Annotated in this window: 14 protein-coding genes and 1 riboswitch; of the genes, 6 read left to right on the top strand and 8 right to left on the bottom strand. The window is 41.1% G+C overall.

Features of this window, described 5'->3' with window-relative positions:
* Positions 1-500 precede the first annotated feature (500 nt).
* The 3 genes from relB to RTX25_RS14045 all read left to right on the top strand — a co-directional run bounded on the left by relB (position 501) and on the right by RTX25_RS14045 (position 1,581).
* Positions 501-719 (top strand): type II toxin-antitoxin system RelB family antitoxin, encoded by a 219-nt coding sequence (relB, locus tag RTX25_RS14055; RefSeq protein ID WP_312654539.1) that lies wholly within the window; start codon positions 501-503, stop codon positions 717-719.
* Entirely contained in the window at positions 716-985 is a 270-nt protein-coding gene (locus tag RTX25_RS14050) for a type II toxin-antitoxin system RelE/ParE family toxin (protein WP_312654538.1), read from the top strand. Before relB ends, RTX25_RS14050 begins: the two co-directional genes overlap by 4 nt.
* A gap of 374 nt (positions 986-1,359) precedes the next feature.
* Positions 1,360-1,581 carry a hypothetical protein gene (locus RTX25_RS14045; RefSeq protein WP_312654537.1) on the top strand — a complete coding sequence of 74 codons (222 nt, stop codon included), beginning with the start codon at positions 1,360-1,362 and terminating at the stop codon, positions 1,579-1,581.
* A gap of 656 nt (positions 1,582-2,237) precedes the next feature.
* Here the strand turns inward: RTX25_RS14045 and RTX25_RS14040 are convergent.
* The 4 genes from RTX25_RS14040 to RTX25_RS14025 all read right to left on the bottom strand — a co-directional run bounded on the left by RTX25_RS14040 (position 2,238) and on the right by RTX25_RS14025 (position 5,816).
* Positions 2,238-3,494, bottom strand: a complete 1,257-nt coding sequence (locus RTX25_RS14040; protein WP_312654536.1) for a cation:proton antiporter — start codon at positions 3,492-3,494, stop codon at positions 2,238-2,240.
* A gap of 4 nt (positions 3,495-3,498) precedes the next feature.
* On the bottom strand, positions 3,499-4,113 hold the full coding sequence (locus RTX25_RS14035; protein ID WP_312654535.1) for a TetR/AcrR family transcriptional regulator: 615 nt from the start codon (positions 4,111-4,113) through the stop codon (positions 3,499-3,501).
* A gap of 258 nt (positions 4,114-4,371) precedes the next feature.
* Complete coding sequence (locus RTX25_RS14030) at positions 4,372-4,944, bottom strand: uracil-DNA glycosylase family protein (protein WP_397428562.1); 573 nt, start codon at positions 4,942-4,944, stop codon at positions 4,372-4,374.
* Between the two features lie 302 nt (positions 4,945-5,246).
* Positions 5,247-5,816: a xanthine phosphoribosyltransferase gene (locus RTX25_RS14025; protein ID WP_312654533.1), complete on the bottom strand. Its 570-nt coding sequence runs from the start codon at positions 5,814-5,816 to the stop codon at positions 5,247-5,249.
* Between the two features lie 131 nt (positions 5,817-5,947).
* A riboswitch (purine riboswitch) is annotated at positions 5,948-6,049 on the bottom strand.
* 165 nt (positions 6,050-6,214) lie between these two features.
* Here RTX25_RS14025 and RTX25_RS14020 point away from each other — a divergent pair.
* Entirely contained in the window at positions 6,215-6,523 is a 309-nt protein-coding gene (locus RTX25_RS14020) for an MGMT family protein (protein ID WP_312654532.1), read from the top strand.
* A 123-nt stretch (positions 6,524-6,646) separates the two neighbouring features.
* On the opposite strand, the gene RTX25_RS14015 is transcribed toward RTX25_RS14020, so the two are convergent.
* The 4 genes from RTX25_RS14015 to RTX25_RS14000 all read right to left on the bottom strand — a co-directional run bounded on the left by RTX25_RS14015 (position 6,647) and on the right by RTX25_RS14000 (position 10,128).
* Positions 6,647-8,329 carry a thiamine pyrophosphate-binding protein gene (locus tag RTX25_RS14015; RefSeq protein ID WP_312654531.1) on the bottom strand — a complete coding sequence of 561 codons (1,683 nt, stop codon included), beginning with the start codon at positions 8,327-8,329 and terminating at the stop codon, positions 6,647-6,649.
* Between the two features lie 282 nt (positions 8,330-8,611).
* Complete coding sequence (locus RTX25_RS14010; protein ID WP_312654530.1) at positions 8,612-9,088, bottom strand: GNAT family N-acetyltransferase; 477 nt, start codon at positions 9,086-9,088, stop codon at positions 8,612-8,614.
* 170 nt (positions 9,089-9,258) lie between these two features.
* Complete coding sequence (locus RTX25_RS14005) at positions 9,259-9,417, bottom strand: hypothetical protein (RefSeq protein WP_312654529.1); 159 nt, start codon at positions 9,415-9,417, stop codon at positions 9,259-9,261.
* A 39-nt stretch (positions 9,418-9,456) separates the two neighbouring features.
* Positions 9,457-10,128 (bottom strand): SDR family NAD(P)-dependent oxidoreductase, encoded by a 672-nt coding sequence (locus RTX25_RS14000; RefSeq protein WP_312654540.1) that lies wholly within the window; start codon positions 10,126-10,128, stop codon positions 9,457-9,459.
* 275 nt (positions 10,129-10,403) lie between these two features.
* Between RTX25_RS14000 and RTX25_RS13995 the strand changes: the two genes are divergently transcribed.
* Both RTX25_RS13995 and RTX25_RS13990 read left to right on the top strand, forming a co-directional pair.
* Complete coding sequence (locus tag RTX25_RS13995) at positions 10,404-11,540, top strand: ArgE/DapE family deacylase (protein ID WP_312654528.1); 1,137 nt, start codon at positions 10,404-10,406, stop codon at positions 11,538-11,540.
* A gap of 337 nt (positions 11,541-11,877) precedes the next feature.
* Positions 11,878-12,162, top strand: a complete 285-nt coding sequence (locus tag RTX25_RS13990) for a hypothetical protein (RefSeq protein ID WP_312654527.1) — start codon at positions 11,878-11,880, stop codon at positions 12,160-12,162.
* Positions 12,163-12,329: the final 167 nt, after the last annotated feature.

Below are 12,329 nucleotides of genomic sequence, written 5' to 3'. Positions count from 1 at the left end.
AAGTATCGGTGGACTCCAAAGAGATATCAGTGGAATCATATGAGTGAAATAATCACAGCCTTTATATTATAGTGGTTCAAAGCGAAATTCGAATATTGTAAATATCAAAAACTCACTATTCTTCAAATCTACTTATTATTTTGATTTGTATGTTCTTCATATGAATCTACAACCTTTTTTTGAATCACGCCGATAGAATAGATACGGTGAACCGTATCACAAGTAACGGTGTAGGGTTTGTACAAACAGTATAATAAACAGTGTAGATTGATGAGGAGATTCTATACACTCTTTCAAACCGTCAATAGAATTCTTATCTACCGACCTGTTATTTTTCTTCGATGCAATACCATAAGCGGATTGCCTTAAACGTTTTATTCTCTTAAAGTATGAAGTTTTTCTCCAAAATGTCGATTGACTGTAAATTTATTGCATGATACAATATTTATGTAATACATTGTAATACAGGGAGTCTGATTTACTTTTGTGGAGGTGTTAAAATGAGTACAATTTCACTAAGATTGAATGATAAAGATGATGCATTAATTAGAAAATATGCGGAGTTACATAATGTTGACTTATCTACGTTTATTAGACAGGCTGTAATAGAAAAAATTGAAGATGAATTTGATTTGACTTTGTTCGATAAAGTATGGGATGAAGAGCAGAATCAGGAAAGAATAAGCCATGAAGACTTGAAAAAGGAACTGGGTTTATGAGGTATAAAGTTGAATATACCAAAACTGCAGTCAAGCAACTAAAAAAAATGGATAAAAAGATTGCTGCTCTTATTCTTTCCTACATTGAGAATAAGCTTGTCAATTGTGAAAATCCAAGGGTGATTGGAAAAGTATTACAAGGCAACTTGGATGACAAATGGCGATATAGAGTAGGCGATTATAGGATCTTGGCAAAGATAGAAGATGAAAAAGTCATTATAACTGTAGTTGAAATTGGCCATAGAAGAGATATCTATCTCAAATAAGAACATGTTGCCAATTGAGATTGTATTCGATAGAAAATATCTAGGAGACATTAATGCAATGATGAAGCCGATTACAATGAAATGGTGGAAAAAGGGTTTTGAACATCAAACGATTTGAACAGTTTCCAAAAACGGGCGGACCACTGATCAATGTTATAGATATACCAAAAGATTACATGTATTTTGTCCTAGAGAATAATTGTGTATTCTATCGTCTGGAAAAAGAAACAGTAAAGATCATCCGAATCATAGATACAAGACATAATTATATCGACATTCTTTTGGCGATTGAAAAATGGACTCGGATTTCGGATTTTATGCGTTTCCTGGTGAAATAACTTATCAAGACATAAAAACATAAACGAGGTGAATAAATGATATTCGAGAAAATGATTCTCACGGTGATCACAATTCCTTTTATCGGAATACTGCTCTACAGCTTTTTTTATCCTGAAGATGTGCTGAAAAAGAAGTCTCCTCTTCACGAAGAAGCTGAGCTCACTCTGAAACCATCTATTATCCGATTCACAAAGTGGTCTTCACTGATTATCGCTATAGTGACTATTCTTCTTATGACGCTTTATTTATTCAGCTGATACCAGAAAAGCAGTTAAAAAAGTCAACTTGAATGGTAGATGGCAATATATTTTTCTGGCGTCAATAGGATCTTCGAAATGAAAAAAGATGAAAACTCATTATAGATGTACTTGAACTGGTCACACACAGAAATCTATCTAAATATAAAAAAGGTTAAATATATTTGCCCAAGAGAATTGATCAGCTGTTATTCATATGAATAGCTATATTAACGAATGATCCACCTAAGGTTTTATCACCTTAAGTGGATCATTTTTCGACTTATACTATGATAATCCATCAATTCAGATGACAGGTTTTCCAAAGTGCATCAGGACTCATCACGTGAGACAAGCAATCCCACAGCTAAAGCAGTGGATACTTGGATATGTACAATCCAGTCTGTTTCCAGAAGCTGGGTAAGGGCATACCATTTCCCCTTCTAAGACGTATATTTAGGATCTTAGGCTGGTAGATTGTGAACATCTCCTTTTAGTATAGCTCTGGTGAACTCTTCAATAATTTCCCGCGGTTTTCTCCATGTGAGGGGAGAGAAAAAGATTACTCTCAAGGATTAACTGGTACATCCTGCAACGGCTTAATCCACTTATTTATGTTCTATCCATACTTCATAATGATTAGAGTACTGCAAGCGCCGTGTAGTAAACATCTCCTCTCAGGAGATCAGACTCACATCAATTCCAGAAAGCTCTTCTTTTTGGATCTCTCCTGCCCATTCGAAGGCTTGCTTCGCTACGATGACTGCGATGACTTCATTGATGATTGCAGCTGCTGCAATGGTTCCCTGCAGCAGCACTGCAGAATCAGGATAGATGCCCTTTAAGGTAGAGACTGCTATAGCTGTGAATACAAGAGATACCCCGGAGTGAGGAAGTAGTGTAAGTCCCAGGTATTTTTTCACTGTGGCTGGCAGTCCGCTCAACTTGCCCCCTGCATATGCGCCTGAATATTTCCCCAGAGCTCTGGAGAGGATATAGACTGCTGTAAACATTCCTGCACCAAGGATCAGATGATAATCAAGTGGTGCTCCAAGGTTGAGGATAACCGTAAGTAATGATATACCCAGTACGGGACTGAACGCTTCCATAATATCTTTGAGTCTTTTTTCCGGTACAAGATTCGCAAATGTTGCGGAAAATGCCAGACCCATGAGCATGAAATTCATCATGGGCTTTGGAAGAAGTTCTCTATTTATATAAAGCCCGACAGAGGCAACTGCTAAAATAAGAAGAATCATCGTGAGAAGTGTCATCCATCTGGAAGTTTCAATCTTCAGCACTTTGCTGCCAAGGAGTCCGATCAGGCAGCCGATGACTATAGGAAGCACAATCATCAGGAAGAGCGTCAAAGGCAGTGACATCCCTCCTTTCCCTGTTGCTGAGAGAAGTGTGATTAAAGTAAAAAAGACGATGATCGCAACAATATCATCAAGAGCAGCCAGAGGAATCAGTGTTTTTGTCACTGGCCCCTGTGTCCTGAACTCCTTCACGATTGACAGTGCCGGTGCCGGGGCTGTAGCCAAAGCGATGCTGCCAAATACTGGTGCGAGAAGAAGGGTTGTTCCGGTGAAATGGAAGATGACACCAAAAGTGACTGTGACAGTCAGAAAGGTCCAAAGGGACTGAACAATTGTTGTGGTGACGATCTGTTTTCCGGATTTTTTCAGTTCTTTCATGACGAGCTCTGTACCAATCAAAAGCCCCATGGCACACTCAAGAATACTGAGAAGTGTCCTGTACCAGCTGCTGGACAAGAGACTGCTGTTTAAAAGTCCGAAAGCATGGGGACCGAGGATCATCCCTGCAAGAAGCCAGCCAAGTATTGCTGGCAGTTTCATCCTTGAGACGAGTTTTCCCATGAAAAAAGCCAGCACGACGCCGGCGGTAAGTCTGCCTATCAGTTCTAAAGTCATTTCATTACTCCTTTGTGATGCCGTGGAAAAGTAACGGCAGAAACTTCTTAAGCTTCTGCTCATGCTGATTGAATGCTTCATTCTCTTCCCCATGGTAGTTCTGCGAAAAATAGTAGTTGAACGATTCCTGAAACATCAGAAAGAACTCCATGGCTTCAGCCAGGGATACTTCCTCTCTGAGATGAACACCTTCAAGAATCCTTTCAAAGAGTTTGCGGTTATATACATCCAGTTCCTCTCTTAACTTGCTGATCTCCTCCATAAGATGTTTTGGCGGATGCAGCATAAATGAGCTGAAAAGTCCCATTCCGTCTGGGTTTCCTTCAAAGTATCTGTGACGAAGTTCAAGATAGCGTTTTATATCTTTCTCCGGTTCTCCAGAAAGATTTTCCTTTTCCCTTAGATATTCAACAAGACTGCTTACACATCGGTAAACACAGGAAAGATAGAGATCGTCCTTATCTTTAAAATAATGGTAAATGATACCCTTGGAGATTTCCCCATCTTTACTGATGGTATTGAGAGAGGCCTCAGAGTAGCTTTTTTCTCCAAACTCTTTCATGGCACTCTTTAATATCTGCTCCCGGGTCTTACTGTTTTTCTCTTCCCGTTTCATCATTTCACCACCTTTATATTTTCGACCACCTGGTCAATAATATAATGTTATCACATATTGACCGATGGGTCAATAACAGCAAACCCTGAAATCTGACTCATTCAGATTTCAGGGTTCATGAATTTTACCCTTTCGACGATTTGCCAACTTACGAGAAAAAAGCTCATGCTCTTTCTCCAAAGTGAACCTGTCGCCTTTGTCTTATTACTCAAGAATTATAAGGTTAGTCTGATTCCTTATCGATGGGATCATCGCATATCATTATATAAGAATATGTGAAACAGTATCTCTTAAGCTGGGCAGGACATCTGTTTCAAACCATGGATTCTTTTTCAGCCAGCCCAGATTCAACGGAGATGGATGAACTAGAGGAAAGTATTCAGGCAGATAGCGTCTAAAGTTTCTTACGGTTTCCGTGAGGCTTTTTTCTCTGTCTCTGCCAAGGTAATACTTCTGCGCATAGCTTCCGATGAGCACAATGGTTTCTATGTTCGGCATTTCCTCAAGAAGTATTGGATGCCACTTTTCCGCAAATCCTCTGCGTGGTGGAAGATCACCTGATTTCGCTTTTCCAGGGTAATAGAAATCCATGGGAAGATGCGCGATACAATCTGTACTGTAAAATACTTCCCTTGAAATGCCCAGCCACTCTCTAAGCCTGTCTCCGCTGAGATCATTCCAGAATACCCCTGATGCTTCAGCTTTCCTTCCAGGTGCCTGACCGACTATGACCATTTTTGCTTCTCTTGAAGCCTTGAACAAGGGAAGTATTCCTTTTTCAGTGAAGCTGCTGTTCATGGGATCCATCATAATCTCATGTCTGATTTTATCCATTGGCATCTACTCCTTTTTAACGTGCTGAAAGCTTTTCAGATTGAAAGCACATCCAGCATTTCTGAGTGCACATTTCTGACTCCTCTTAACTACTTCCATTGTCTCAGAAAACACCAGAATATTCCAGTAAGTTTAATCGCTGTAAGAGCAGTAACCAATTGAAAACTCCAAAGATCTCGACAGATTGACCAATCGAGTGTGGACCATCATAAATCTATGAAATGTCATTTTAATACTTAACCGACCGCGTAAATGATTTTCACCTCACGGAAAGCATAAAATGATTATTCCGAAACTGACCTTTACCTGAAAGTGATCTTCCCTTCCTCCATGGACATAATGGTTGCAAGGGCACGAATATCCATCCCTTCTTCTCTTAGTTTATCTCCTCCATGCTGGAAGCCCTTCTCGATGACAACTCCTGCACCTTGCAGTGTCGCCCCAGATGTCTCTACAATCTGTCTAAGCCCCTTCAGTGCTTCTCCATTTGCCAGAAAATCATCCAGAATAAGCACCTTGTCTTCTTTGCTTAAATACCGCTTTGATAGACGGATCTTAAAATGCTGCTCCTTGGTGAAGGAATAGACTTCTCCCTCATAGGTGTCATGATCCAGATTCAGTGATTGAGACTTCTTGGCAAAAACAACCGGAACCTGAAAATGAAGTCCTGCGATCGCCGCAATGGCGATTCCGGATACCTCAGCTGTAAGAATTTTCGTCACTTCCTTATCTTTAAACACTTCTTTGAATTCTTTTCCTACTTCATTCAGAAATGACACATCTAGCTGGTGGTTCAGGAAACTGTCGACTTTGAGAATCGAGGGACCCGAAACTCTGCCTTCTTCTATGATTTTAACTTTCAGTCTATCCAATTTTTTTCTCCTTTTTCTACGTACGCATAACTGCAGATCGCCTGTGATTTTTTGAAAATAAAAAAACCGTGGTTTTCACCACGGCAGAATGCACCATATCTAAAGCATTATGACAACAGTCAATAATCCTTTAATAAGGGCAGCATTCCCGTAGTCAGACCGTTTACGGTGGTCTGGTAGAAACTTATGGACCATATCTCCAAGATTATACGAGTTATTCATTTTTTAAATTAGTCTTTATTTTATCCTACGATCAAATAAATAACAAGAGCCTGAAATCCAATCTGTTTGATTAGAACAATAAATTCCCACCAATAATCTCCGTAATACTTCACTCTAGTTCACTTCAACGGTTTATAATTATGACTAAAGACATTAAGATTTTGAGGTGTGGCAAATTGAAGAATATACTTAATGAAGACCTGATCTACGAAATACTGTCGGTCGTTTCTGAAATTCCTGAAGGAAAGACTGCAACCTATGGACAGATTGCACGTCTCATCGGAAGAGAAAAGAATGCCCGCCTTGTCGGCAGGGTACTCAGCATGTCGGAATATTACGGAAGCTATCCCTGTCACAGAGTGGTAAACCATGCCGGAAGGCTTGCTCCAGGCTGGATGGAGCAGAGAGAACTTCTTGAAAGTGAAGATGTATCCATGAAGGATGAGAACCACGTGGATCTCAGACTCTGCCAGTGGGATGCCTGACCATGACTGACGCCGAAACACACAAGAAAAATTATTACCAAAAAGACATCCGCATCAGAACCTTTTAATCTAAGGTCCGATAGGGATGTCATTTACAATGCTAATTCTGGGATGAGTCTACGCTTAATCCGGAACCTCCTGGCTTGGACCTCTTTCACCGAAATTGAACTCAGCTACAGTAGGGCCGAATTTCTTCAGCGCTTTCGGAGCATCTTCAGGATCAAGATGTACTTCAATGAGTATTCCTTCCTTCGCCTCCTCCGCTTTTTTCAGTGCTTCCTTGAGTTCTTTCTGAGTCCTGACCTCAGCTGTGATTATCTTGCTGTCTTTGGCCATCACTTCGTGAAGTCGGGAATACTTCCAGGACGCGATATCATTATAGTCTGCCTTCATCCCCATAATGTAGCGCTCAATGGTATAACCGTCGTTGTTGATCACAAAGATAATCGGATTCTGTCTGTGCCTAAGTATTGTAGAATACTCCTGAGCGGTGACCTGGAAAGATCCGTCTCCGATGAAGAGGATCTGGCGGCGCTTAGGGTCTGCAAGAAGACTTCCGAAATATGCGGGAAGTGTAAACCCTATAGCACCCCAGATCTGTGAACCCACATAGGAGCTTCCCTCCGGAAGAAGCATACTCATCAGTGCATGATTGCTGGTTCCGGTCTCACCGAAAATCATATCCCCTTCTTTCAGGAAACCTCCGATCATTTTCCAGAAATCAGCATGATTCAGTTCTTTTTCATCATTGTCTTCAAACAGCTCTTCTTCAGGTTTCTCAATGGACTTAATGTCTTTTCCTTCTGTCAGATGCGAAAGAATACCTTCCATAAATTCAGTTGCATAGATGCCTTCAAAGTCTTCCTCACCAATAAGCACATAGTCCCTTGCGATGCGAACGATCTTATCCTGTGGCAGGTTTACACTGTACTGTCCGGAATTCCATTCAATGAACCTTGGGGAGACAGTGAGCAGAAAATCCGCATGCTCAATGATCTCTTGAACATAAGGATCAGAGTCGTCACCTTTATAGGCACCAAGATATGACGGATGCTGCTCCGAAAGTACAGCTTTTCCTGTACTCATAGCGGCAAAAGGCACCCCCGTCTTTTCAATCCACGAAAGAAGAAGCTCAGAAAGCTCTAGCCTGTCCACATCCATGTCCACAAGAACAGCTGGCATCTTTGCAGCTGCATAGAGCTCCTTTGCTTTTTTCAGCGCAGAATCAATGCGCTCCGGATCACTTGAAGGCTTTATGGGTGCAAGCGGCTCCATATCCGTTTCGATGGTCAGATAGGTGATGTTTGAAGGAAGCTGAATGTTCACCGGCTTTCTCTTACGAAGTGCGGTGAGTATGGCACGATCGATTTCAAACGATGCATTTTCCGGCGTGATGTTCACCTGACAGGCAGTAAATTCCTGATAGACCTTTGCCACATTCTCGAAATCGCCATCAGCAAGACTGTGATGGACTTTATAGTTATGTTTCATAGCATAAAGAGGCGGTGCACCTGAAATCACAATAACCGGTATATGCTCGGCCCCTGATCCGGCAACGCCTCCTATTGCGCCTAAGTCTCCTACACCGTAGGTTATGCATAGCGCAGAGATGCCATGGCTTCTGGAGTAGCCGTCCGCGGCATAGGCACCGTTAAGCTCATTGGCCGTTCCCACAAATTCTATGCCTTCAGCTTCTCTTATCTGTTCAAGAAACTGCAGATTGAAGTCTCCAGGCACACCTAAGACGTGCCGTATATCAAGTTCCTTAAGACGCTCAATCAGATAATCTCCAATGGTAATTCTCATATGTTCATCCTCCTCGTCTATTGTTTCAGTTTTCATGCCTCGTAAAGAATATAACATGATGATTTGAACGCACTGTTGCCTTTTGGAGAATATACAGTAACCTGAAACTTAAAAGATCTTTACAGCCGATCAGATAAAATCTACTAGTCGTTATCTTTCATAATATAAAACGAAACCGGACATATAGACTGCAGTGATAATTAATCTGCTCCATATGTCCGGCTTCATTTTCTCTTTCATGATCTCTTCAGCATTACTGGCCTGATCAGTTCACAATCGAATTTACTTCAGTTTCAGCAAGGAAATCATTTCTCCACCAGCCACATCTCCTGTTTCCTGAAAACCGAAAGAATTGTAGAGTTTCTTTGCTGCTGTGTTTTCAGGTTCATAAGACAGCCAGCAGTACTCTGCTTCTCCGCAGGGGAAGGTTCTGATGTAATCAAGACAGGCTTCCATGGCTTTACGGCCATAGCCCTTTCCCTGATGGTTTTCATCAATCATGAATCTCCAGAGTCCGTAGCTGCCCCTGATGTATTCCGGGTCTCCTTCCTCATAGCCGTCAAATCCGAACATGACAAATCCTACAAGCTCGTCCTTTTCATATAGTCCAAAGGGGAGTGCAACACCTCCTGAAGTAATGGTGGTATAAGCCTGCAGAATACTCTGAGTGTTGGTTGCCACAAAATGTTTCTGATTTTCTTTTACGCTCAGCTTAATGATCTGCCAAAGGTTTTTGTCATCCACTTTTCTAAGTTCCATAGGAATCACCTCGTTTCTTATCATCTTATCACAGGAACATACTGGTATTATATCTTTTTCACTCTCAATCTCTACAGATTTCAGCACTCATCAGCTGCCTGAGTCAGAAGATTCAATATGATGCAAAGTAAAATCATTAAGGCAGACATTTCCTCTAATGCATATGGTTCTTAGTCACTGTGTATATTCTTTGCCACTTCCAGAAAACTCATGCCTGTATGTGCCTCAGTCCATCGGAAGAGTTTCTCTGAAAGCACCTTATCCCTTGCAAGTCTTGATACTCCTATGGGTTTTCTGTTGTAGAAATATCTGCCGCTGATCTTCGCCACTGATGGATCTGTACCAAGGAAGACAGCTGTATCCGCACCCTATTCAGGCGTTCTGAAAAAAGGCTTAAGCATCTTCATGATACCTTTTCCGAATCCTGTTTCCCTGTTCACACCCATACTGGTTCCAACAGCACCGGGATGACAGCTGTTTATTGTGATCCCATAGGGTAATAGTCTTCTGGAAAGCGCTTCCGCAAAAAGTACCCCTGCAAGTTTAGACTGTCCATAGGCCTTGAAAGGTCTGAAACTCTCTTTCAAGGTCAGATCATCAAAATGGATTTTCCCCCACTTATGAGCTCCCGAGGACACCATAACGATTCTGCTGCCTCTTTTCATCAGGGGAAGAAGCAGCATGGTGAGCAGAAAATGTCCCACATAGTTTACTGCAAACTGCTTTTCAAGACCGTCTTCTGTCAGCTCTCTGCGGGTTGTAATGAGTCCTGCGTTATTCATCAGAAGATCAATACGAGTGACCTTACCTTCAATTGTCTCCGCTGCACTGCGGACAGAGGATGGATCAGCGAGATCGCAAAGTATCAGCTCAAAGCTGTCCGGGTATTCTTTCTGTAATTCCCTCAGCGCTTCCTCTCCTCTTTTCCTGTCTCTTACAAGCATGAGCACTCTATATCCCTTCTCTGCAAGCATCCTGGAAGATGCTTTTCCCATACCTGTATTTGCACCAGTAACAACTGACGTCATTTCTCTGTTCATCACACGCTCATTCCCCTTACTTCGCTGTATTATTATTTCTATTATACCTTTTCCCGACTGCTCCTGAGGATCTTCAGGTATATTTTCTCAAACCCCATATACGACTCTTAACTATATAGAGAATCAGAATAATGAAAGACGAAAATACCGATTTTATCTCTTATTATAAAAAAGTACAATCTGCTTCATGTCCTCATTTTTCAATTATGATATGATGAATTGAAGAACATCCTATAGAAGATCAGACTGATCAGATACAGAAAAGGAGTATAAAAATGGACAAGAATGAAAAAATCAATATATTGAAAGAAATCATACAGATTCAATCGGTTAATGAGAATGAAGAAGAAGTATCTGTTTATTTAAAAAATCTGCTCGACCGATACAGCATCTCATCGGTACTTATCCCCTATGCTCCAGGAAGAAGCAGTCTTGTGGCAGAGCTTCATGGTTTAAAAAGCGGAAAAGTGCTTGGTTTTACCGGACATTTGGACGTTGTAGATGCAGGAGATGAATCCAAATGGCAATATCCGCCTTACAGCGGTCATGTTGAAGGAAATAGGATGTATGGTCGCGGAACAACCGATATGAAAAGCGGACTCGCCGCAATGACCATTGCGATGATTGAGCTCAAAGAAAAGAATGTTCCTTTTTATGGTAAAATCAGACTGCTCGCCACCGTAGGTGAGGAAGTGGGCGAACTTGGGGCTATGCAGCTGACCAAGCTCGGCTATGCAGATGATCTTGATGGTCTCATCATCGGCGAACCGACCAGACACAGAATTGCCTATACACACATGGGTTCCATCAACTACACCGTCACTTCTCATGGAAAATCCGCTCACAGCTCTATGCCCGGGGAGGGAATCAACGCCATCAACCACCTTAATGATTTCATGACAGAAGTCAACAGAGAGATGGAGAGCATTTCTCAGTCCTATACAGATGAGGTGCTTGGACGTACCATACATAATATTACGGTCATCTCTGGCGGAAACCAGGTAAACAGTATTCCTGAAACCGCAGAGCTTCAGGCAAATATCCGCTCAATTCCGGCATTTTCCAATGACAGGATCATAGAACTGCTTCAGTCAGTTATAGACAGGCTCAATCAGAAAGGTCACAGACTTGAGCTCAGAATCGACTTCAACAAACCTTCCGTAAAATCAGACAGGAACTCCCCGCTCATAGAGGCGATACATAAGGTTTCCGAAAGAGACCTCCCGCTCATAGGTCTCTCCGCCACCACAGATGCGGCTGAGTTTACCAAGTCTTCCAATCGTTTCGATCTGGCAATTTACGGTCCCGGTGTACCGACTCTGCCTCATCAGGTGGATGAGTATGTGGAAATCGACAACTATCTGGAAATGGTAGAAGAATACCAGAAAATCGCGAGAGAGTATCTGAAGTAGCATGACTCTTTCCCCTCAGACATAAGAACTCAAATCTTCAAAAGAAGGCTCTGTATGAAATCTACGTTGAAATAATTGAATACTTTTTCAATATTTCTTATGCTATAATTATATAAACAATTGATTAAATTTATCTTTCTAAAATATAGAATAGATGAAAATAGATTAAGTTCTTCGAGTTATATAAATAAAGTGATAATTACGTATTATTTGAAAAAGTAATTACTTTTGGAGCATTTTCAAATGAAATTTCGAATATGTTTAAGTAATCATGCTGGTTTGGTGCGTAGTATTCGCGGAATAATCTGACATAAACAAGAAATATTGGAGGGTAATTATGTGGTTAATATTTGGACTTATTGCAACAGCAGCAACCTTTATAAATCTTTATCTGTATAAGAAAGGAAAAGATTATAAAATTGCAATGGCTATTGGATTATCGTTTACAGCATTGACCCTTTGGGCAGAATATCATGTTGTATCCAAATGGGTAGAAGAGGAGGATTGGTCGGCTTTATTGGATGTTGTACCTACTATGGTGACTTTATTATCAGTATTGACGATTATATCAATTTTATTAAATATAGCCCCTATGCTTTTAGAGCAAAAAAATAAAGTATAATTTTCCACGCATCAGATTATTAAGATGGTCAGAGACAGAAGGGATTCAATAGAATCCCTTTCAGACTGTAGACAAAACGACCATTTCCATACGGAAACTGGTCGTTTTTCGTATTATCAGGTCAAGAATCAGATTTTTCAAAGATTGTCTCTTCTTATGGGGGCCTG

The sequence above is a fragment of the Proteiniclasticum sp. genome (assembly GCF_032054185.1).
Lineage (GTDB): Bacteria > Bacillota > Clostridia > Clostridiales > Clostridiaceae > Proteiniclasticum.
Note: the sequence above shows the minus strand (reverse complement) of the source record. Positions and strands in the feature narration are given on the sequence as shown.